The following is a 21,268-nucleotide window of genomic DNA, read 5'->3' as shown; positions in this document are numbered from 1 at the left end:
CAACGCGCGCTCAAGCGCTGAGACCGCGACGGGTAGAATTGCGGCAGGACACTGCTGCAGACGAATGCACCCGATGAGCGACACCATCCGCCCCACCTTCCACGGCTTCGAACAGATCCCGCTGCGCGAGTACGCCGAGCGCGCCTACCTCGACTACTCGATGTATGTGGTCCTCGACCGCGCCCTGCCCTTCATCGGCGATGGGCTCAAGCCCGTGCAGCGCCGCATCATCTATTCGATGAGCGAGCTCGGCCTCAGTGCGGGCGCCAAGCCGAAGAAGTCCGCGCGCACTGTCGGCGACGTGATCGGCAAGTACCACCCGCATGGCGACAGCGCCTGCTACGAAGCACTCGTGCTGATGGCGCAGCCGTTCTCGTACCGCTATCCGCTGATCGAAGGCCAGGGCAACTTCGGTTCGCCGGACGACCCGAAGTCGTTCGCGGCCATGCGCTACACCGAATCCAAGCTCACCCCCATCGCCGAAGTGCTGCTGGGCGAACTCGGCCAGGGCACGGTGGACTGGGCTTCCAACTTCGACGGCACGCTGGAGGAGCCCACGTGGCTTCCGGCGCGCCTGCCGCACCTGCTGCTCAACGGCACCACCGGCATCGCCGTGGGCATGGCCACCGACGTGCCGCCGCACAACCTCAACGAGATCGTCAGCGCGTGCATTCGCCTGATCGATGATCCGGACGCGACGGTCGCCGACCTATGCGAACACGTGCGCGGCCCGGACTACCCCACGAAGGCGGAGATCATCACCGCGGCGTCCGATCTGCGCACGATGTACGAGAACGGCACCGGCAGCGTCCGCGCGCGCGCCGTGTGGCGCAAGGACAACGCCAACCTCGTGATCGATGCGCTGCCCTACCAGGTATCGCCCTCGAAGGTGATCGAGCAGATCGCCGCGCAGATGCGGGCGAAGAAGTTGCCCTGGCTAGAAGACATCCGCGACGAATCCGACCACGCGAACCCGGTGCGCGTCGTGCTGATCCCGCGCTCCAACCGCGTGGACGCCGAACAACTGATGGGCCACCTGTTCGCGACCACCGATCTGGAGAAGAGCTACCGGGTCAACCTCAACATCATCGGACTGGACGGCCGTCCGCAGGTCAAGAACCTGAAGATGCTGCTGACCGAATGGCTGGCGTTCCGCAGCGACACGGTGACGCGCCGCCTGAAGCACCGGCTGGAGAAGGTCGAGCGTCGCCTGCACCTGTTGGAGGGCTTGCTGGTCGCGTTCCTCAACCTGGATGAAGTGATCCGCATCATCCGCACCGAGGACGAGCCGAAGGCCGCGTTGATCGCCCGCTTCGCGTTGAGCGAGGAGCAGGCGGACTACATCCTCGAGACCAAGCTGCGACAGCTCGCCCGCCTCGAGGAAATGAAGATCCGCGGCGAGCAGGACGAATTGCAGGCCGAACGCGAGAAGATCGCCGGCATCCTGGATTCCAAGACGAAGCTGAAGAAGCTGATCAAGGACGAACTAACGGCCGACGCGAAGAAGTTCGGCGACGCCCGCATGTCGCCGCTGGTGCAGCGCGATGCCGCGCAGGCACTGGACGAAACCGAGCTGGTCGCCAGCGAACCGATGACCGTGGTGGTGTCGGAGAAGGGCTGGATACGCGCTGCGAAGGGCCACGACGTGGATGCCGCCACGCTGTCCTACCGCGAGGGCGATGGCCTGCTGGCGGCGGTGCGCTCGCGCAGCACGCAACAGGTCGCCTTCCTCGACTCGGAAGGCCGCAGCTACTCGACGGCCGTGCATACGCTGCCCTCTGCGCGCGGTAATGGCGAACCGCTGACCGGTCGCTTCTCGCCTGCCGCCGGCGCGTCTTTCCAGGCACTGGCCAGCGGCGACAACGACAGCCGCTTCGTGCTGGCCTCGTCGCATGGCTATGGCTTCGTCACCCGCTTCGAGAACCTCACCGGTCGCCAGAAGGCGGGCAAGGCGATGCTCAACCTGACCGCGGGCGCAAACGTGCTGCAGCCGGCGCAGGTGCCCAACACCGAGACCGATCGCATCGTCGCCGTGACCAGTGCGGGCCATCTGCTGGCCTTCCCGGTCAGCGAACTGCCGGAACTGGACAAGGGCAAAGGCAACAAGATCATCGAGATCCCGAAGGCCAAGCTCGGCACCGAGCGCGTGGTCGCCATCGCGGCCGTCACGCCGGGCAGCACGCTGCTGGTGAAGAGCGGGCAGCGCACGATGAGCCTGTCGTTCAAGGACCTGGACGAATATGTCGGCGCGCGGGCGACACGCGGTGGGCTGTTGCCGCGTGGGTGGCAGAAGGTCGACGGGCTGGATATCCAGTAACGCACCTACGACGCTTCCAAGACGCCGGGAGGATTCACCGATGGACGCCGATTTCTGGTTGCAGCGTTGGCAGGAAGGCCAGATCGGCTTCCACCGCAGCGACGTGATGCCGTTGCTCGAGAAGCACTGGCCGTCGCTGCAACTCCCGGCGGGCAGCCGCGTGCTGGTGCCGTTGTGCGGGAAGTCGCTGGACATGCACTGGCTGGCAGCGAAGGGACATCGCGTGCTCGGCGTGGAACTGTCGCCGTTGGCGGTCACGCAATTCTTCGAGGAAGCCGGACTCGAACCGGTACGGACCACCAGTCGCTACGGCGAGCATTTCAGCGCGGGGCCGGTGGAGATCATCCTGGGCGACGCTTTCGGCGTGGATCCGGCGTTACTCGCGGACGTGGCCGGCGTCTACGACCGTGCGGCATTGATCGCGCTGCCCGCGGATCTGCGGTTGCGCTATCGCGACACGGTCTATGCGTCGCTTCCCACGGGGGCGCAGGGCCTGTTGATCACGCTGGAGTATCCGCAAACCGAAAAAGCCGGACCACCGTTCTCGGTGGAGCAACCCGAGGTCGAGGCGTTGTTCGCCGCGCCGTGGCGACACACGCTGCTGGAGCGGCGCGACATCCTGGACCAAGAGCCGCGCTTCCGCGAAGAAGGCCTGAGCGCGCTGGAGACGGCGGTCTACCGTCTCCGTCGCGGCTGATCACTCGGCGGCGGGTTCGCCGTCGAGCTTGGAGGTCAGGTACAGCTGGATGCCAAGTCGCTTGATCAGGCCCAACTGCTGTTCCAGCCAGTGCGCATGGTCTTCTTCGGTGTCCTGCAGCTGGGTCAGCAGGATTTCGCGGCTGACGTAGTCGCCATACTGCTCGCACAGCGCCACGCCCTTGGCCAGGTGCGCGCGCACTGCGTATTCGACTTCCAGGTCGCGCTGGAGCATCTCTTCGACGGTCGTGCCGGCGGTGAAGGCTTCCGGGCGCATGTCCGGGTCGCCTTCCAGGAACAGGATGCGGCGCAGCAGCGCGTCGGCGTGCTGGGTCTCTTCCTGCATCTCGTGGTCGATGCGGTGGAACAGCGCCTTCAGGCCCTGGTCCTCGTAGCGCCTCGAATGGATGAAGTACTGGTCGCGCGCGGCCAACTCGCCGCGCAGCAGGAACTTGAGGTATTCGACGACGTCCGGGTGGCCTTTCATGGGGGGCGGCTCCTGTGGCGAGGCGCACAGGATGCCCGATCCCACGGACCGGCGACCGAATCGGAATCAGTCGCGTTCGTCGTCGCATCGCGGCATGGACGGTCAACGCTTCCGTGGAATAATCGGCCCGCCCGCCCCTACCCTCAGGACCCGCAATGCTGAAGTGGACCCGGCGCATCGCGCTGCTGCTGTTGGCCCTGATCGTCGTGGTGGTACTGATCGCATGGTGGATGCTGCGGGGAAGCCTGCCGCGCCTGGACGGCGAGTCGGGGCTGGCCGGGCTGTCCGCACCGGCCAGCGTGCAGCGCGACGCATTGGGCGTGGTAACCATCGACGCGGCCAGCGAGACCGATGCGGTCCGCGCGCTCGGCTACGTGCACGCGCAGGAACGCTACTTCGAAATGGACCTGATGCGCCGCAGCTCGGCGGGCGAGCTGGCGGAGCTGTTCGGCCCCATCGCCATCGACCTGGACAAGGAACGTCGCGTACACCGCATCCGCGCACGCGTGTCGGACCACCTGGACGCGTTCGCGGGCAACCGCATGCCGCAGTTGCAGGCCTATGCCGACGGCGTGAATGCCGGTCTCGGCAATCTGCGCGCGCGTCCGTGGCCCTACCTGCTGTTGCGACAGGAACCGCGCCGCTGGGAAGTGCTGGATTCCGCGCTGACGGGCTACGCGATGTACTTTGATCTGCAGGATGCGCAGAACGTGCGCGAGCTGGGCCTGTGGCAGATCCGCCAGCACGTGCCGCAGGGCCTCTACACCCTGCTCGCGCACGACGGCACCGAATGGGACGCGCCCCTCTTCGGGGAGCAGCGCGGCAACGCCACGCTGCCCGATGCCAGCGAGGTGGACCTGCGCACGCTGCCGATGCCGAAGACGGATTCCCATCAGCGCTTGGCCGACAAGGGGACCCCCGGCAGCAACAACTGGGCGGTCGCCGGCGCGCTGACCGCCGATGGGCGCGCCATCGTCGCCGACGACATGCACCTGGGCCTGCGCGCGCCCGGCATCTGGTTCCGCGTGCGCCTGCGCTACCCCGATCCGCACGCGCCGGGCGGCAAGGTCGATGTGTCCGGCTTCAGTCTCCCCGGCTTGCCCGCAATCATCGTCGGCAGCAACGGACGCGTCGCCTGGGGCTTCACCAACAGCTACGCGGACACGGCCGACTGGTATCCGGTAGTGCCGTGCGAGGGCAAGACGACCGAAGGCTGCGAGGCCGTGGAGCGCCACGCCGAAACCATCAAGGTCGCCGGCGGTGACGACGTCGCGTTCGAGGTGCTCGATACGCGCCTCGGGCCAATCGTTCACCCCGCGAAGGGCGATCGGCCCGCGCTTGCGCTGCGCTGGGTGGCGCAGCAGCCGGGTGCGTTGAACTTCGGCTTGTCGGAACTCGCGCGTGCAGACGACCTGTCCGCCGCCCTCGCCGTGGCCCAGCGCACCGCCACGCCCGCGCAGAATCTGGTCGTCGCCGACCGCAACGGCCGCATCGCCTGGCGCATTCTCGGGCCGCTGCCTTCGCGTGCGGGTGCATGCACGCATGCCCTCGATGGCATTGCGACGACCGCGCCTGCCGACGCTGCGGCCTTGCCCTGCAAGCCGTGGGATCTCTCCTTCCAACTCTCCCCGGTGCTGACGTCACCGGAAAACCATCGCCTCTGGACCGCCAACGCTCGCGTGCTGGATGGCGCCGCCCTCGCCCGCGTGGGTGATGGCGGATATGCGCTGGGCGCACGCGCCAAGCAGATCCGCGATGGCCTGATGGCGAAGGATCGTTTCACCGAGAAAGACCTGCTGGCGATCCAGCTGGACGATCGGGCGCTCTTCCTGCAGCGCTGGTGGACACTACTGCAGGACGAAGCGAAGAAGCTGCCCGCAGATTCTGCCGTGAAGGCTCTCGCCGACGCCGGCAAGACCTGGGACGGCACCGCGAGCATCGATTCGGTGAGCTACCGCCTGGTCCGCGCCTGGCGCCTGGCCGTGCATGCGCGCATCGCCGACGGTCTCACCGCGCCCGCGCAGGCGGCACTCGGCAACGACTTCATCATGCCCGACCTGCCGCAGCTGGAAGGCGTAGTGTGGCCGTTGCTCGAACAACGCCCGGCCCATCTGCTGTCGCGCCGCTACCAGACCTGGGACGCGCTGCTGGAAGACGCGGCGAAGGAAGTGCGCGACGACCTTGCCCAACAGGGACCGCTCGCCGAGCGTCGCTGGGGCGAGCGCAACACCGCGAAGATCTGCCATCCGCTGGCCAACGCCCTGCCCGCCTTCCTCAAGCCGCGGCTATGCATGCCCGGCGAACCGCTGGCCGGCGACGGCGCCATGCCGCGCGTGCAGGGCCCGGCGTTCGGTGCGTCCGAACGCATGGTGGTGTCGCCGGGGCATGAGGCCGACGGCATCATCCACATGCCCGGCGGCCAGAGCGGTCATCCGATGTCGCCGTTCTGGGGCGCGGGCCATGACGATTGGGTGCACGGCAGGCCGACGCCCTTCCTGCCGGGCGAAGCGACCCACACGCTCACGCTGCGGCCCGCCAACGCTCAATCCAAATAGTGATCCGGCACCGCCAGCCCCTGCTGGCGGAAGAAGCTGAGCTGGTCGAAGTAGCCGCGCTGGAACACGATGCGGCCATCGCGCACGTGGAAGAAGCCGCAGCCGCGCAGTCCGAGCGGATCGCGCCATTCCATGACGGCCCACTCGCCGTCCTCGAGGATCTGTTCCACCTCGCACACCATCGTCGCGCGCGCGAATTCGGTGCGGAACAAGTTCGCGATCGCCTCGCGACCATGCAGCGGATCGGTCACCACCTGGTGGTTGACGGCATCCTCGGCGTACAACGCCGCCAAGCCGTCGACGTCCGCCGCATTGAAGCGGCGGACCCATTCGCGCACGACGTCGGACGGCGTCATGTCGTCGCCGCCTGCAGCGCGGACGCATGCACGCCGGCGACGGCACGACCGGACGGATCGGCCATCTTCGCGAAGCTGGCGTCCCAGGCGATGGCGGCCGGCGACGAACACGCGATCGACTTGCCGCCCGGCACCGTCTCGGCGCAAGCCTGGCCCGGGTAGTGCTGCTCGAACAGCGTGCGGTAGAAATAGGCTTCCTTGGTCTGCGGCGGATTCACCGGGAAGCGCTTGTCGGCCGCCGCCAGTTCGCGATCGCTGACCTGCGCTTCGGCGTGCGCCTTCAAGCCGTCGATCCAGCCATAGCCGACGCCGTCGCTGAACTGCTCCTTCTGCCGCCACAGGATCGATTCCGGCAAGTAGCCATCGAACGCCTCGCGCAGCACGCCCTTCTCCATGCGCTTCGCGCCCTGGCTCGTCTTGTCGATCATCTTGTGTGCAGCATCCATCTTCATCGCCACGTCGAGGAATTCGACGTCCAAGAACGGCACGCGCGGCTCCACGCCCCACGCCATCATCGATTTGTTGGCGCGCAGGCAGTCGTAGTTGTGCAGCGCGTCCAGCTTGCGCACCAACTCTTCGTGGAATTCCCGCGCGTTCGGCGCCTTGTGGAAATACAGGTAGCCGCCGAAGATTTCGTCGCTGCCCTCGCCCGACAACACCATCTTGACCCCCATCGCCTTGATCCGCCGCGCCAACAGGTACATCGGCGTGGACGCACGAATGGTGGTGACGTCGTAGGTCTCGATATGGCGGATCACCTCGGGGATCGCATCCAGCCCCTCCTGGAACGTGTAGGTGAAGCCGTGGTGCACGGTGCCCAGCGCCTTCGCCGCCACTTCAGCCGCGGCCAGGTCGGGCGACCCGTCCAGGCCGATGGCGAAGGAATGCAGGCGCGGCCACCACGCTTCCGTCGTGTCGTTGTCCTCGATGCGATGGCGTGCGTAGCGCGCGGCGACCGCCGCGACCAGCGACGAATCCAGTCCGCCGGAGAGCAACACGCCGTACGGCACGTCGGTCATCAGCTGCCGGTGCACGGCGCGTTCGAAGGCTTCGCGCAGTTCTTCTTTCCGCACCTGTACGCCTTCGACGGCGGGGTAGTCGCGCCAGGGCTTCTCGTAGTACTTCACCAATTCCCGCGTGGCGGCGTCGTAGTAGTGACCCGGCGGGAACTGCGCCACGTCCGCGCAGATCGGCGCCAGCGCCTTCATCTCCGAGGCCACGCACAGGCGACCTTCGCGATCATGGCCCCAGTACAGCGGGCAGACGCCGATCGGATCGCGTGCGATCAACGCACGTCCCGTCGCACGGTCCCACAGTGCGAACGCGAAGATACCGTTGAGGCGGTTGAGGAAGGCGGCCGGCGTATCTTCGCGATACAGCGCGTTGATGACCTCGCAGTCCGAACCGGTCTGGAAGGCGTAGTCCTGCGCCAGCTCTGCTTTCAACTCGCGGTGGTTGTAGATCTCGCCATTGACCGCCAGCACCAGCGTGCCATCGGCCGAGCGCAGCGGTTGCGATCCGCCGGCCGGGTCGACGATGGCCAGCCGTTCGTGCACCAGGATCGCACCGTCGTCGTGGTAGACGCCGCTCCAGTCCGGCCCGCGGTGGCGCTGCTTCTGGGAAAGCTCGAGGGACTGCCGTCGCAGCGCCGCGATGTCGTCGCCGGGCTGCAGCCCGAAGATGCCGAAGATGGAACACATGGGTGGAAGCTCCTGGGTGGGGTTAGGAATCGGAGGCCTGAAACGAAGAAACCCGCATCTTGCGATGCGGGTTTCTGGAATCCGGCAGGTCTTTCTTTGCCTAGTCGCAGAGCCGCATCGCCCGCGCCCCGTTGTTCGGGCGCAGGTTGTTGCGGTTATTGGCGATGGTGGCGCGGCAAGGCATGGGGCGACCGTAACCGGTCCCGGCGGGGCCGCGCAACTGTTTCATCCGTAAGGGAACCGGCTCGCTTGCCGTCATCAGCGGGCGGGCCGGGTCAGCATCAGACGCTCCACCAGGGCCTGGTAAAGGCCCGGCAGGGCTTCCAGGTCGGTCACCCGCACATGTTCGTCGACTTTGTGGATGCTGGCATTGACCGGACCGACCTCGATGCACTCCGCGCCCAGGGGCGCGATGAAACGGGCATCCGAGGTGCCGCCTGCCGTGCTCTCTTCCGGCGGCGCACCGGCGAACTCGCCGAGCACCGCGCGCGCCGTGGCCCGCAGATGGCCTTCGGGCGTGTAGAAAGGCTCGCCACCACGTAACCACGTGATGCTGTACTCCAGCCCGTGCTTACGGAAGATCGCTTCGATCTCCTGCTCCAGCTTCTCCGCCGTCCATGACGGGTTGAAGCGCAGGTTGAACACCACCTGCAATTCGCCGGGGATGACGTTGCTGGCGCCGGTGCCGGCGTGGATGTTGGAAATCTGCAGGCTGGTCGGCGGAAAGGTTTCGTAGCCCTCGTCCCATTGCCGCGCCGCGAGTTCGTCCAGCGCCGGCAGCGCCTTGTGGATCGGATTGAGCGCCTTGTGCGGATAGGCCACGTGGCCCTGCACGCCATGCACGCTGAGCGTGCCGGTCAGCGTGCCGCGCCGTCCGACGCGCAGCAGGTCACCGAGCGTTTCCTTGGATGAGGGCTCGCCGGTAATGCACCAGTCGATCCGCTGGCCGCGCTCGCGGAACAGCGCCGCCACCTTCTTCACGCCGTCGTGCGCATCGCCTTCTTCATCCGAGGTGACGAGCAGCGCGACCGTGCCCGGATGGTCAGGATGCGCATCGACGAAGCGCTCCAGCGCGATCGTGCACGCGGCCACACTGCATTTCATGTCCGCCGTACCGCGCCCGTACAACACGCCATCGCGCACGGTCGGCACGAACGGATCGCTGGTCCAGGCAGAGAGCGGCCCCGGCGGCACCACGTCGGTATGTCCGAGCAGCACCAGCACGGGCTCGCCGCTGCCGTGCGTGGCCCACAGGTTGTCGGTATCGCCGAAACGCAGGTGCTCGCAGTGGAATCCCCACTGGTTCAACCGCGTCGCTAGTACCTGCTGGCATCCGGCGTCGTCGGGCGTGACCGAATGGCGACGGATCAGTTCGCTGGAAAGTTCAACGACGTCACTCACGTGCCGGCTCCGAACAGTTTCTTGAAGCCATTGTCACTGAAGCCCTGTGAAAAGCCCGCCACGTCGCCGACGACCACAGGACGCCGGATCAGCTGCGGATACTCCTTCAGCAACAGCTTCCATTCCGCATCGGAACCGGGTGACTTGCGGTTCTCGGGCAACTGCCGCCACGTCGTCGACGACTTGTTGATCAGCGCATCCCAGCCACCCGCCTTCTCCGCCCATTCCCTCAGCGTCTCCGGCGCCTGCCGGTTGTCGCGGTAGTCGACGAATTCGTATGCGACGCCGAAGCGGTCCAGCCACTTCGTCGCCTTCTTGCAGGTGTCGCAGTTCTTCAGGCCATAAAGCGTCGTCGCCATCGATCAGTCCGCCAGGCCGCGCAGCAGTTCGTTGACGCTGGTCTTGCTGCGCGTCTTCTCGTCGACCTGCTTGACGATCACGGCGCAGTACAGCGAGTGCGAACCATCGGCGGCCGGCAGCGAGCCGGACACCACCACGCTGCCCGGCGGCACGTAGCCGTAGGTGATTTCCTTCGTCGCGCGGTTATAGATGCGGGTGGACTGGCCGATGAACACGCCCATGCCGATCACGCTGTGATGGCCGACCACCACGCCCTCGACGACTTCCGAGCGCGCGCCGATGAAGCAATGGTCTTCGATGATGGTGGGGCTGGCCTGCAGCGGCTCCAGCACGCCGCCGATGCCGGCGCCGCCGGACAGGTGGCAATGCTTGCCGATCTGGGCGCACGAACCCACCGTCGCCCAGGTGTCGACCATGGTGCCTTCGCCGACGTATGCGCCGATGTTGACGAAGCTCGGCATCAGCACGACGTCCTTGCCGAAGTAGCTACCGCGGCGCGCGATAGCACCCGGGACGACACGCACGCCCAGCTTGCGGAAGTCGTTCTCGTCGAACGCGCCGAAACGCGCTTCGACCTTGTCCCAGAACGGCGCGGGATAGGCCTCGACCAGCTCCATCTCGTTGACCCGGAAATACAGCAGCACGGCTTTCTTCAGCCACTCGTTGACCTTCCAGCCGCCCTTGCCATCCGGCTCGGCCACGCGCAGCTTGCCGGCTTCCAGGCCTTCGATGGCCAGTTCGACGGCGGTGCGGGTGGAACCCTCGATCTCGGCCGGCGTCAGCTCGGCGCGGCGCTCGAACGCGCTCTCGATGGTGGATTTCAGTTCTTCGGTCTTGGTGGCTTTGCGGGTCATCAAACGTCCTGCTGGGTTCTGCTCAGGTGGGGGTATCGAGGCCGGCGCGCAGCGCGTCGCGCAGCGCATCCTGTTCGACGGTGTCGGTAAGGGGCTGGTCGTGTTCGTCGGTGATCTGGAATACGTCCTCGGCGCGTTCACCGAATGTCGCGATGCGCGCGTCGTGCACGCGCAGGCGCTGGCGGCGCAGCACCTGGGCGACGTCGGACAGCAGGCCGGGGCGATCGGGCGCGACCAGGCCGAGGATCGTGCGGCGACCATCCGGCGTGGTGCCGAATTCGATGCGCGGCGCGAACCGGAAATGCTTCAGCTGGCGCGGCACGGCGCGGCGCGACGTGCGCACGCTGTCCAGCGGTCGCGACAGCGCTTCGCCAAGCCCCTGCTCGATGTCGGCCGGGTCGCGCGGCGCATAGGTGTCGGCCGGCAACACTTCGAAGGTATCGAAGATGGCACCCTGCGGCCCCACCAGCACACGCGCCTGGTGGATGGCGAAGCCCATGCGATCCAGCGTGGCCAGGATGGCGGCGAACAGACCGTCGCGATCCGGCGAATGAACGAACACTTCCATCGCATCGGCATCGTCGGCGATCCGACGTGCTCGCACGCGGGTCTCGCCCGACGCCGCACCGCGAATCGCATGGGCCTGCCAGGCCAGCTGCTCGGGCCGGAAGCGCAGGAAACTCTCTTCCGGCATCGTGGCGAACAAGGTGTCGGCCTGTGCCGCCGTCATTCCCTGCACTTCCAGGAGCGCGCGCACGCTGCCGCGCGCTTCGAAGAGCCGCTCCTCCATGGCCACCGGATTCTCGAGCCCTTCGCGCAGCACGCGGCGCGCAGCGAAGTAGAGGTCGGCGAGCAGTCGGTCCTTCCACGCATTCCAGAGCTTCGGGCTGGTGCCCGCGATATCGGCGCAGGTGAGCAGGTAGAGATAGTCGAGACGCTCCCGGTCCTTTACCAAGGCGGCGAACGCATGGATCACGTCGGGATCGGCGATGTCCTGCTTCTGCGCGGTCACCGACATGCGCAGATGCTGCTCCACCAGCCAGGCCACCAGGTCGGTGTCGGATTCGCTGAGCGCATGCGCGGCACAGAACTCGCGCGCGTCGACCGCACCAAGTTCGGAGTGATCGCCGCCCCGGCCTTTGGCGATATCGTGGAAGAGCCCGGCCAGCAGCAGCAGCTCGGGCTTGCGCAGGCGCGGCCACACTTCGTGCGCGATCGAGAAGCGCTCATCGGCGCGACCGGCGGCGAAGGCGGCGATGTTCCGCAGCACCATCAGCGTGTGCTGGTCGACGGTATAGACGTGGAACAGGTCGAACTGCATGCGTCCTGAGACACGTGCGAAGGCAGGAATCCACTGCCCCAGCACGCCCAGCCGCGCCATGCGGGTGAGCGTTTCCACCGCGCGCGGCCCGCGCAGCAGGGCCATGAAGGCATCGCGCTGACTGCGCCCTGCCTGTGGATACGACGACAGCTTCGGCAACGACTCGGCCAGTGCGCGCGCGGTGCGCGAATGCAGCCCGCGCACCTGCGGGTTCGCGGCCCACGCCGCGAACAGCGCGAAAACCTGCGAGGCATCGCCCGACGGCCAAGCGGCGTCGCGCGCGGCGAGGTAGCCGCGACGCAGGGCGAAGTCCGCGTCTAGCGGTTCGGCCAGCGCTTCGCCGTCGAACTGCTCTTCGAAGCGCTGAAGCAGGCGATCGCTGATCCGGCGCACGATGGCGGCGCTGCGGTAGAACCCCTGCATCATCTTCTCGACGCCGAGATTTTCCGCGTCGTCGGCGAACCCCAGCCGCTGGGCCAGGGTCTTCTGGTAATCGAAGCGCAACCGCTCTTCCGCCCGCCCGGCCACGCGATGCAGGCCATAACGCAGGCGGCCCAATGCACGGCGTTCTCGCGCCAGCGCCACGGCTTCGTCCTGGCCCAGGTGGCCCATGCCCACCAAGGGTTCGAGATCGCGCACACCGAACGTGCGCAGCGCCATCCAGCCCAGCGTGTGCAGGTCGCGCAGACCGCCCGGACCATCCTTGATGTTGGGTTCGAGATTGTCCGAGGTATCGCCGAAACGCGCGTGGCGGATGCGCAGTTCCTCGCGCTTGGCCACGAAGAAATCGCGCGGCGGCCACACGCGGGCCGGGCCGATCGCATCGATCAGCAGACCTTCGTCGACGGGCTCGCCGACGATCAGGCGCTCTTCGATCAGCGCGGTCAATACGGTCTGGTCCGCGGCCGCAGCCGCAGTGCATTCCACCGCCGAACGCACGCTGTGGCTGATCGGCAGGCCGGCATCCCACAACGTCGCGAAGAAACGCGCCACCGCATCGTGATGGGCCAGCTGCACGTCGCTACCGGCCAGCACGAGCACGTCGACGTCCGATTGCGGGAACAGTTCGCCGCGCCCGTAACCGCCCACGGCGAACAGGGCCATCGGCGCGTTCTCCGGGATACAGCGCAACCACGCGTCTTTCAGAAGATGGTCGACCGCGCGCGCGCGCAAGGCCAAGATGCGGTCCATGCCGTCATCCTGGTCGAAACGCTTGTCCAGGCGGGCATCGGTGTGACCCAGCGAGATACGGGCCGCGGCCGACCAGGCCGCGTCATCGGCGACATCCGGGCCGATGTCCGGAAGCCGCGTCGCATGTCCGTTCGCGGCTACCGGGACGCTCACAGGTCGTTGTCGTCGCCCGGCACGCGGGTCAGGATTTCGACGCCATCCTCGGTGACCGCCACCGTGTGCTCCCACTGCGCCGAAAGCTTGCGGTCCTTGGTCACCACGGTCCAACCATCGGGCAGTACCTTGGTATGGCGGGCGCCCTCGTTGATCATCGGCTCGATGGTGAAGGTCATACCCGGCTTCAGGACCACGCCTTCGCCCGAGCGGCCGTAATGCAGCACCTGCGGTTCGTCGTGGTAGACCTTGCCGATGCCGTGGCCGCAGTACTCACGCACCACGCTGAAGCGTTCGCCCTCCGCGTACTGCTGGATCGCGTAACCCACGTCGCCCAGGGTGGCGCCCGGCTTCACCGCACGGATGCCGCGGAACATGGCCTCGCGGGTGACGTCCACCAGGCGCTTCGCCATCACGGACGGGGTGCCGACGACGTACATGCGGCTGGTGTCGCCGTGCCAACCGTCCTTGATGACGGTGACATCGATGTTGAGGATGTCGCCGTCCTTGAGGACCTTCCCTTCGCTGGGGATACCGTGGCAGATGACGTTGTTGACCGAGGTGCAGACGGTGGCCGGGAAGCCCTTGTAGCCCACGTTCGCCGGGATCGCCTTCTGCACGTTGACGATGTGATCGTGGCAGATGCGGTCGAGTTCGGCGGTGGTCACGCCCGGCTTCACGTGCGGGGCGACCACCTGGAGCACCTCGGCGGCCAGCCGGCCGGCGATGCGCATCTGGGCGAGGTCTTCGGGGGTTTTCAGCTGGATGGCCATTGGCCGATTATCCCCCATTTGGCCCGCCAGCTGAACGCCCCGGGACTTCCGCCCCCTCCGCGGCCCGCCCTCGGTTTGCGGCCAGCCGCCGATGACGGCTATAATCCCGCGGCTTCGCGCCCGGGCACGCCCGGCCGGACCGCCCACGTCGGGCGTCACCGACGAATCCACACCTGTCGCCACCGCCCGTGCCGGGGTGCCCTTCACCAGAAGGGTTCGGTCACGGAAGCGACAGGGAGGCCCAACCCCGGAACCCTGCCCTCGCGGGCACCGCCTTCCTTTTGCCTGGCGGCGGGTTCCTTATCAGGAGTAGAGCAATGCCCCAAGTCACCATGCGCCAGATGCTGGAAGCCGGCGTCCATTTCGGCCACCAGACCCGCTACTGGAACCCCAAGATGGCGCCGTACATCTTCGGTGCCCGCGGCAAGATCCACATCATCAACCTCGAGAAGACCGTTCCGCTGTTCAACGACGCGATGAACTTCCTCTCGGGCGTTGCCCAGAAGCGCGGCACCGTGCTGTTCCTGGGCACCAAGCGCAGCGCGCGCGAAGCCGTGAAGGAAGAGGCCGTGCGTTGTGGCATGCCGTACATGACCCAGCGTTGGCTGGGCGGCACGCTGACCAACTTCGCCACCGTGAAGAAGTCGGTCGCCCGCCTGAAGGAACTGGAATCCGCCGAAACCGACGGCACCTTCGAGAAGCTGGTCAAGCACGAAGTGCTGGGCCTGCGCCGCGAGCGCGACAAGCTGGAAGCCTCGCTGGGCGGCATCAAGGACATGAACCGTCTGCCGGACGCGCTGTTCGTCATCGACATCGGCCATGAAGACATCGCCATCAAGGAAGCCAAGAAGCTCGGCATCCCGGTGATCGCGGTGGTCGACTCCAACTACGACCCGGCCCTGGTCGACTACGCCATCCCCGGCAACGACGACGCCATCCGCGCCGTGCAGCTGTACGCCCGTGCCGCCGCCGACGCCGTGTTGGAAGGCAAGGCCGCGTCGCCGAACGCCGCGACCGTCCGCGAGGAAGAGTTCGCTGAAGGCGGCGACGACAAGGGTGCCCGTCGCGCCCCGGCCAAGAAGGCCGCCGGCAAGAAGTCCGACGAAGCCGCTGCCGAGTAATCCGGCTGCAACGCCGCCGCGCCATGCTGCGCGGCGGCTTTCCTCCCGTCCGGCGCGATTCGCGCCGACCGGGATACGACAGGACGGCATCCGTACCGTCCACCGAATTCGCTAACCGAGGTAATCCCGTGGAAATCACCGCTTCCCTGGTCAAGGAACTGCGCGAGCGCACCGGCGCCGGCATGATGGAGTGCAAGAAGGCACTCACCGAGAACAAGGCCGACATCGACGCCGCCGCCGAGTGGCTGCGCAAGTCCGGCCTGGCCAAGGCCGACAAGAAGGCCGACCGCGTCACCGCCGAAGGCCGCATCGCCGTGGCCCAGGACGGCGGCAAGGCCGTGCTGGTCGAGATCAACTCCGAGACCGACTTCGTCGCCAAGGACAGCAACTTCATCGCCTTCACGGACGCGATCGCGCAGGCTGCGCTGACGTCCGGCGCCGCCGATGCCGATGCGCTGAAGAGCGCCAAGCTGGCCTCCGGCGAGACGGTGGAAGAAGCCCGCGCCGCAGCCATCGCCAAGCTGGGCGAGAACATGCAGATCCGTCGTCTGGTCGCCATCGACAGCACCAACAGCGTCGCGGCCTACGTGCACGGCGGCAAGATCGGCGTGCTGGTCGAGGTCAAGGGTGGCGACGCCGACCTGGCCCGCGGCCTGGCGATGCACATCGCCGCGATGAACCCCCCGCACAACAAGGCCTCCGACGTGCCGGCCGAGTTCGTGGCGAAGGAAAAGGAAATCGAGCTGGCCAAGATGTCCGACAAGGACAAGGCCAAGCCGGCCGACATCCTGGAGAAGATCATCTCCGGCAAGATCAACAAGATCGTCAACGAAGTCACCCTGTACGGCCAGCCGTACGTGCTGGACAGCGACAAGTCGGTCGAGCAGGTGGTCAAGGCCGCCGGCGCCGACGTGATCGGCTTCCAGCGCCTGGTGGTCGGCGAAGGCATCGAGAAGGTGGTGGAAGATTACGCCGCCGAAGTGATGAAGCAGGCCGGCCTGGCGTAAGCCATCGCCAAACCTGTCGCATGCAAGAAAGCCGCGGGGAACCGCGGCTTTTTTGTTTTCCGAGAACGTCTCCCCTGATGGCCGCGACCGTTCGTCGCGCGTCGCTAAAGTTTGTCCTTCCTGCGCCGAAACTGGTTACAAAGGTGACACTTCGTCACGCTTTGCTGGCATGCTGCCGGCAACTCCTTTCAACGCAGTGCGCACCCGGATGCGTCCCGAACTCGAAGCCCAGCTCCTGAATTGCCGCAACCTGCCTAGCCCGCCGGGTGTGGCATTGCGCATCATCGAGCTCGCGCAGGACCCCGAGGTCGTGATGGCGACCGCGGCCGACGCGATCGGTCTGGATGCTGCGCTGAGCGCCCGCATGCTGCGCATCGCGAACTCGCCGCTGTACGCAAGCCGTCGTCGCGTGGAGAACCTGTCGCAGGCGCTGACGGTGCTCGGCCTCAACGCGACGCTGACGCTCGCACTCGGTTTCTCGCTGGCGCGTTGTGGTAGCGGCAGCCATCCGTTGGCGCAAGCGCGCGTCTGGCGCCGCAGCGTGATCGCCGCACTGGCCAGCCGTCTGCTCGGCCAACATGCGGGCATCCGCAAAGCCGAAGAGCTCATGCTGGCCGGCCTGCTGCAGGACATCGGCATGCTGGCCTTGCTTGAAGTGCTGGGCGAGGATTACGCACGCCTGGTGGAGAACGCCGAGGACAACGCGGCGCTGATCGCCGCCGAGCGCGACTTGCTAGGATGCGACCACGCCACCGTCGGCGGCTGGTTGGCGCGCCAATGGAATCTGCCAGCGCTGTTGCGTGAGGCGATCATCGAGAGCGAGCACCCCGCCTCCGATACCGGCTTCAACGCCTGCGTCGCGGTATCGGGCCACATCGCCGACATCTGGCTGGCGGCCGACGACGCCGCGCGCACCGAAGCCGCGCATCGCGACGCGGCGTTGCACGCGGCCACCCGCCTCGGGTTGGATTACGCCGCGTTCCTCGCCCTGACCGAAGAGATGGTGGCCGCCCTGCCCGAGGTCTGCGCGATGTTCGATGTGCCGCCCGCGCCGCCCGCGCGCATCCAGGCGCTCTTGGACCAGGCGCGAGAACTGCTGGTGGTGCGCAACCTGCGCGAGATCCAGGAAGCCGCGCGGGCACGGAAGGAAGCCGACGAACACGAAGACCGCGCGCGCCGTCTCGCCGAGGAAGTGCGCCGCGACCCGTTGACGGGCGCCTACAACCGCAGTCAATTGGAAGAAGTGCTGGAGAAGGAGTTCGAGGCCGCCACGCGCCACGGCTGGCCGCTATCGATCGCCTTCATCGACCTCGATGATTTCAAGCAGGTGAACGACCGCTGGGGCCACCTGGTCGGCGACGAAGTCCTGCGCAACTTCGCCAAGGTGCTGATGCGGCGGGTGCGCAGCAGCGACATCGTCGCCCGTTACGGCGGCGAGGAATTCCTGGTGGTGCTCCCGGGCATCGGAGAGGAGGCTGCGGCCCTGGTCGTGCGCCGCATTCTGTCGGAGGTCTCCGGCTCGGCCATGGCCGAAGTCAGCGGCCAGCCGCTACACGTGACCTTCTCGGCCGGATTGGCCACGCAGGGCACGCTGGAACAGTTCCGCCACGTCGACGACCTACTGCGCGCGGCCGACGAAGCGCTTTACGGCGCCAAGCGCGAAGGGCGCAATCGCGTCTCGGTGGGTGCGGTCGGCCCCTGAGGCGCCTGCATCGGGCCACCCGACCACGCTTCAGGCGATCCGACGATCGCTCACCCCCTGCCGAGCCGTTCCCGCAACGGCATGAGGTGCCGTTCGTAAGCGCGCCATTTCGGGGTCTCCTGCACCTGGATGCGATCGCGCACCTGCACGGCGCTGGCCGTGACGATGCCGCGCGTCCGCGACTGCATGCCCAGCATTCCGGGCTCGAACGCAACGCCGATGAAATCGCAGACCCGCCGGACCACCTGCTCGGGGTCGCGCGTGAGCTCCGCGTAGTCCACGTCCAAGATCCTTCCTGGATAACGTACATGCCAGTGGGCCATCAGCTCGCGGTAGTGCAGGTAGAAGTCGGCAAGCTCGAGCTGGTCGTAGCTGTAGGGGTTTGCGTCGGAGAACAGTTCCCGCAGGTTCGAGAAGCAGGTTTCCATGGGATCGCGGACCATGTGCAGGATCTTTGCCTGCGGCAAGGCTTCGCAGATGAATCCCGCGTTGAGGAAGTTCGAGGGCAGCTTGTCGGTGAAGTAGCGTTCGCCCGACAGCCGCCACGCGATGCCCTCCAGATAGCGCCTCCCCACTGAGGACAGGTCGACGGCCGCTGCGCGTTCGACAATATCCGGATCGATCACGCCGGCGCAATGATGATCGGTGGCATGGCGCATCGCGCTGGTGAAATCGTAGAGCTCACCCAGACCTCGTACCTCGGAATGCCCGTCGAGCAGCTGCTCGAGCAACGTGGTGCCGGAACGATGCATGCCCACGATGAAGACGGGCGTGGCATGGACCTGCGACGACTCTTCAACCGGGAAAATACCGGGCTCGAACCGCAGCAACCGCTCGAACACCTCCCGCGACCGCGCCGCGTCGTAGCGCAGCGACGAGCGCTTGCTGGCACAGCCTTCCCGAAGGGCGTTCCATGCCTCGTCGTGCCGGCCAAGATCGTCCAACTCCTTGTGCAGCGCGAAAGCCAGCAATGCACGATCCTGCGCGGTGCGCTGGGGTGCCCGGAGTTGCGCCTCGATCTGCGCGAGATGATCCTCGCTACCGGCCTGTTTCCGGACCTGCGATCGCAGCCAGTACGCCTGCGCGATCCGCGGCGCGCGTGCGATCGTCCGCGCGATGTCATCCGCGGCTTCGGCGAAGCGCCCCAGGAACATCAACACGTGGGCCCGTGACAAGAGCGTCGGAGGGTAGTCGGGATCCCCTCGCCGCGCTTCGTCGAGGAAGACGATCGCCCGCTGCGGCAACCCTGCGTAGGTCAGCTGCGCAGCGATGGTAATCAGCGAGGGGATCGGGATACGGGAGATGGGCGACATGCGTTCGATGCATGCCAGCATCGCCGGGATTTCATTGAAGGTGCGCAATCGCGCCAGTAATTCCTTCAGAACATCGGCGCGCTCCGCATGAAGCTTGCTGGCCTGCAGTACATAGCCATGCGCAGCCCGATAATTCCCTGAAAGCGACTCGATGTAGGACAACTGCAACAGAATGTCCGGATCGCCGGGGGAAAGCTCCCGCGCCCGCAGGTAGCACTCGATCGCCTGCCTGAAGTCCTTGGCAACGGCATGGGCCTGCGCCCGCGCCGTCAGCGCGGCCACGCGACTGGATGTCGACTCAACCTGCATTCTCGATCCTTTGCGCTTCCAACATCAGCCGCAGAGGCTCCAACTGCGGCGCATAACGTTTCCATGCGCCGATGCCGCGACCGTGTATGGGCGACCGAACCTGTGAACTGCTCGCCGTCGACACCGGCGACGCATTCGCGGTGATGTCGAGCATTCCGTCGACGGGCGACAGCCCACAGAACGCGAGCACATCGCGCAGCGCATCATCTCCGGTCTGCACCATGGCTTCGTAATCCAGGATGTGTACCGCTCCGGGTGCGCGTTGCTTCCAGTGCGCCATCAATTTTTCGAATCCCCGATGATGGGCGGCCAGATCCTCAAGAGCGTAGCTGTACGGGTAGGCGCCGCCCTCGAACAATTCCTTCAGGTTCGAGAAGCATGCATCCATGGGGTCGCGCCGGACGCAGAGGATGCGCGCCTGCGGAAGCGCCCGCAATATCAACCCGACATTGAAGAAATTCTGTGGATTCTTGTCGATGAAATAGCGGCGCCCCGCGACCATCGGCGCCAAGCGTTCCAGATAGCGCGCGCCGATCTGGGCCGGATCGGCCGCCTGCACCTTGTCCCACCGCAACTCTTTCAGGCCACCCTTGAAGAAATGGTCGGAGACTTCGCTGACGGCAGCATCCAGGTCGTTGCGTTCGCCCAGCGACACCACCTCGGGATGATTGTCGAGCACCCGATCCAGCAACGTCGTGCCCGTCCGCGGCAAGCCAACGATGAAGATCGGGATGGCGCCTTCCGACTCAGTCGCCGACGGCGGCAACGCCGCCCATGGATCCTGACGCAGCAGCCTTTCGAAGCCCCGCGCCTCCTCATCCCGGTCATGCCGCAGCGTACGACGAACCATGGCCGCGCCTTCCTTCAGCGCGTCCCACGCGCCGGCCGTCTGATCCGCCGCATCGAGCTCCTTGAACAAGGCGTACAGCAGTTGGGCGCTCTCGGGAGAGCCGTCGGCATGCTGCGGGCGCGCCGCGACGACCCTCGGCACGCGGATGCCCGCGGGTTTGGAGGTTTGGTGGTACGCCAGCGTTCGATGGACGTAAGCGTCGTTCGGACTGAGCCGCAAGGCGTACTCGTAATGCTCGGCAGCCTCGTCCAGCTTGCCCAACGACCTGAGTACGTTGGCGCGCGTGTAGCACAGGAGCGCATTGGGTTTGACGCGTGCCCCGACATGCGTCAGGAACTCAAGCGCCAAGTCGTGCTGATTGACCAACCAAAGATGCTGCGCGAGCACTGCCGCCTGCTGCAGGACGTCACGATTGGACCAGTCCATGGATCGGATGAGGCGAACGATCTCCCCATCCTCGGCAAACGCCAACAATCGCAGGCTTACGAAGCCCACGCTTCTTGCGTCCTGCGTTTCAGCGCAGATCACCGCGGCCTGCAGCGCATGGCGGCGAGCGTCGACGTAACGATCCGCGATCTGCGCAAGCCGTGAGAGTCGCAGGTGTGGTGCTACCAGCTTGGGCTCGATCGCCAGCATCGCCTCATAGCACGCGCGGGCCGCCGCCTGATCCGCTGCTGCTTCATGGCGGCTCGCCTCATTCCAGTGGCGCTGCAGCACTTCGTTCATGGTCGCAATCGGGGTGGGGTTTGGCCAAGCATATCCGTCCGGACGTCATCGCACCCATCTACGCACAAGAAAATGG

Annotated in this window: 16 protein-coding genes; 6 read left to right on the top strand and 10 right to left on the bottom strand. The window is 66.5% G+C overall.

Annotated features, from left to right (window positions below; all coding sequences use genetic code 11):
* Positions 1-73 precede the first annotated feature (73 nt).
* Both parC and BM365_RS15985 read left to right on the top strand, forming a co-directional pair.
* Positions 74-2,317: a DNA topoisomerase IV subunit A gene (parC, locus tag BM365_RS15990; RefSeq protein ID WP_093490469.1), complete on the top strand. Its 2,244-nt coding sequence runs from the start codon at positions 74-76 to the stop codon at positions 2,315-2,317.
* A 40-nt stretch (positions 2,318-2,357) separates the two neighbouring features.
* Entirely contained in the window at positions 2,358-3,014 is a 657-nt protein-coding gene (locus BM365_RS15985; protein WP_093490468.1) for a thiopurine S-methyltransferase, read from the top strand.
* Here BM365_RS15985 and bfr read toward each other — a convergent pair whose 3' ends face one another.
* Complete coding sequence (gene bfr / locus BM365_RS15980) at positions 3,015-3,500, bottom strand: bacterioferritin (RefSeq protein WP_093490467.1); 486 nt, start codon at positions 3,498-3,500, stop codon at positions 3,015-3,017.
* Between the two features lie 155 nt (positions 3,501-3,655).
* Between bfr and BM365_RS15975 the strand changes: the two genes are divergently transcribed.
* Positions 3,656-6,055 carry a penicillin acylase family protein gene (locus tag BM365_RS15975; RefSeq protein ID WP_093490466.1) on the top strand — a complete coding sequence of 800 codons (2,400 nt, stop codon included), beginning with the start codon at positions 3,656-3,658 and terminating at the stop codon, positions 6,053-6,055.
* Here the strand turns inward: BM365_RS15975 and BM365_RS15970 are convergent.
* The 7 genes from BM365_RS15970 to map all read right to left on the bottom strand — a co-directional run bounded on the left by BM365_RS15970 (position 6,043) and on the right by map (position 14,164).
* Positions 6,043-6,411 (bottom strand): nuclear transport factor 2 family protein, encoded by a 369-nt coding sequence (locus BM365_RS15970; protein WP_093490465.1) that lies wholly within the window; start codon positions 6,409-6,411, stop codon positions 6,043-6,045. The two genes, BM365_RS15975 and BM365_RS15970, sit on opposite strands and share 13 nt — an antisense overlap.
* Positions 6,408-8,111: an asparagine synthase B gene (gene asnB / locus BM365_RS15965; RefSeq protein WP_093490464.1), complete on the bottom strand. Its 1,704-nt coding sequence runs from the start codon at positions 8,109-8,111 to the stop codon at positions 6,408-6,410. The genes BM365_RS15970 and asnB overlap by 4 nt, the downstream gene beginning before the upstream one ends.
* 258 nt (positions 8,112-8,369) lie before the next feature.
* Positions 8,370-9,512, bottom strand: coding sequence for a succinyl-diaminopimelate desuccinylase (gene dapE / locus BM365_RS15960; protein ID WP_093490463.1), 1,143 nt, complete (start codon positions 9,510-9,512; stop codon positions 8,370-8,372).
* Positions 9,509-9,871, bottom strand: a complete 363-nt coding sequence (locus tag BM365_RS15955) for a Spx/MgsR family RNA polymerase-binding regulatory protein (RefSeq protein ID WP_093490462.1) — start codon at positions 9,869-9,871, stop codon at positions 9,509-9,511. The genes dapE and BM365_RS15955 overlap by 4 nt, the downstream gene beginning before the upstream one ends.
* A 3-nt stretch (positions 9,872-9,874) precedes the next feature.
* A complete protein-coding gene (gene dapD / locus BM365_RS15950; RefSeq protein ID WP_233210833.1) occupies positions 9,875-10,867 on the bottom strand; it encodes a 2,3,4,5-tetrahydropyridine-2,6-dicarboxylate N-succinyltransferase in 993 nt (330 codons plus the stop codon).
* Complete coding sequence (glnD, locus tag BM365_RS15945; protein WP_093490837.1) at positions 10,749-13,343, bottom strand: [protein-PII] uridylyltransferase; 2,595 nt, start codon at positions 13,341-13,343, stop codon at positions 10,749-10,751. The genes dapD and glnD overlap by 119 nt, the downstream gene beginning before the upstream one ends.
* A gap of 44 nt (positions 13,344-13,387) precedes the next feature.
* A complete protein-coding gene (gene map / locus BM365_RS15940) occupies positions 13,388-14,164 on the bottom strand; it encodes a type I methionyl aminopeptidase (protein ID WP_093490460.1) in 777 nt (258 codons plus the stop codon).
* 317 nt (positions 14,165-14,481) lie between these two features.
* Here map and rpsB point away from each other — a divergent pair, with 317 nt between their 5' ends.
* The 3 genes from rpsB to BM365_RS15925 all read left to right on the top strand — a co-directional run bounded on the left by rpsB (position 14,482) and on the right by BM365_RS15925 (position 17,994).
* Positions 14,482-15,285 carry a 30S ribosomal protein S2 gene (gene rpsB / locus BM365_RS15935; protein ID WP_056878324.1) on the top strand — a complete coding sequence of 268 codons (804 nt, stop codon included), beginning with the start codon at positions 14,482-14,484 and terminating at the stop codon, positions 15,283-15,285.
* Positions 15,286-15,413: 128 nt separating this feature from the next.
* On the top strand, positions 15,414-16,292 hold the full coding sequence (gene tsf / locus BM365_RS15930; protein ID WP_093490459.1) for a translation elongation factor Ts: 879 nt from the start codon (positions 15,414-15,416) through the stop codon (positions 16,290-16,292).
* Positions 16,293-16,500: 208 nt separating this feature from the next.
* A complete protein-coding gene (locus BM365_RS15925) occupies positions 16,501-17,994 on the top strand; it encodes a GGDEF domain-containing protein (RefSeq protein ID WP_093490458.1) in 1,494 nt (497 codons plus the stop codon).
* A 50-nt stretch (positions 17,995-18,044) separates the two neighbouring features.
* Here BM365_RS15925 and BM365_RS15920 read toward each other — a convergent pair whose 3' ends face one another.
* Both BM365_RS15920 and BM365_RS15915 read right to left on the bottom strand, forming a co-directional pair.
* Positions 18,045-19,616 (bottom strand): tetratricopeptide repeat-containing sulfotransferase family protein, encoded by a 1,572-nt coding sequence (locus BM365_RS15920; RefSeq protein WP_093490457.1) that lies wholly within the window; start codon positions 19,614-19,616, stop codon positions 18,045-18,047.
* On the bottom strand, positions 19,606-21,192 hold the full coding sequence (locus BM365_RS15915; RefSeq protein ID WP_093490456.1) for a sulfotransferase: 1,587 nt from the start codon (positions 21,190-21,192) through the stop codon (positions 19,606-19,608). The genes BM365_RS15920 and BM365_RS15915 overlap by 11 nt, the downstream gene beginning before the upstream one ends.
* Positions 21,193-21,268: the final 76 nt, after the last annotated feature.

The organism is Pseudoxanthomonas sp. YR558, assembly GCF_900116385.1.
Lineage (GTDB): Bacteria > Pseudomonadota > Gammaproteobacteria > Xanthomonadales > Xanthomonadaceae > Pseudoxanthomonas_A.
The sequence above is the reverse complement of the archived record's forward strand: the minus strand, read 5'-3'. Positions and strand labels throughout refer to the sequence as shown.

Excerpts from the sequence above, each read along its gene's own strand:
- parC (WP_093490469.1), top strand. The coding sequence starts at position 74 with ATGAGCGACACCATCCGCCCCACCTTCCACGGCTTCGAACAGATCCCG.
- BM365_RS15985 (WP_093490468.1), top strand. The coding sequence starts at position 2,358 with ATGGACGCCGATTTCTGGTTGCAGCGTTGGCAGGAAGGCCAGATCGGC.
- bfr (WP_093490467.1), bottom strand. The coding sequence starts at position 3,500 with ATGAAAGGCCACCCGGACGTCGTCGAATACCTCAAGTTCCTGCTGCGC.
- BM365_RS15975 (WP_093490466.1), top strand. The coding sequence starts at position 3,656 with ATGCTGAAGTGGACCCGGCGCATCGCGCTGCTGCTGTTGGCCCTGATC.
- BM365_RS15970 (WP_093490465.1), bottom strand. The coding sequence starts at position 6,411 with ATGACGCCGTCCGACGTCGTGCGCGAATGGGTCCGCCGCTTCAATGCG.
- asnB (WP_093490464.1), bottom strand. The coding sequence starts at position 8,111 with ATGTGTTCCATCTTCGGCATCTTCGGGCTGCAGCCCGGCGACGACATC.
- BM365_RS15955 (WP_093490462.1), bottom strand. The coding sequence starts at position 9,871 with ATGGCGACGACGCTTTATGGCCTGAAGAACTGCGACACCTGCAAGAAG.
- map (WP_093490460.1), bottom strand. The coding sequence starts at position 14,164 with ATGGCCATCCAGCTGAAAACCCCCGAAGACCTCGCCCAGATGCGCATC.
- rpsB (WP_056878324.1), top strand. The coding sequence starts at position 14,482 with ATGCCCCAAGTCACCATGCGCCAGATGCTGGAAGCCGGCGTCCATTTC.
- BM365_RS15925 (WP_093490458.1), top strand. The coding sequence starts at position 16,501 with ATGCGTCCCGAACTCGAAGCCCAGCTCCTGAATTGCCGCAACCTGCCT.
- BM365_RS15920 (WP_093490457.1), bottom strand. The coding sequence starts at position 19,616 with ATGCAGGTTGAGTCGACATCCAGTCGCGTGGCCGCGCTGACGGCGCGG.
- BM365_RS15915 (WP_093490456.1), bottom strand. The coding sequence starts at position 21,192 with ATGAACGAAGTGCTGCAGCGCCACTGGAATGAGGCGAGCCGCCATGAA.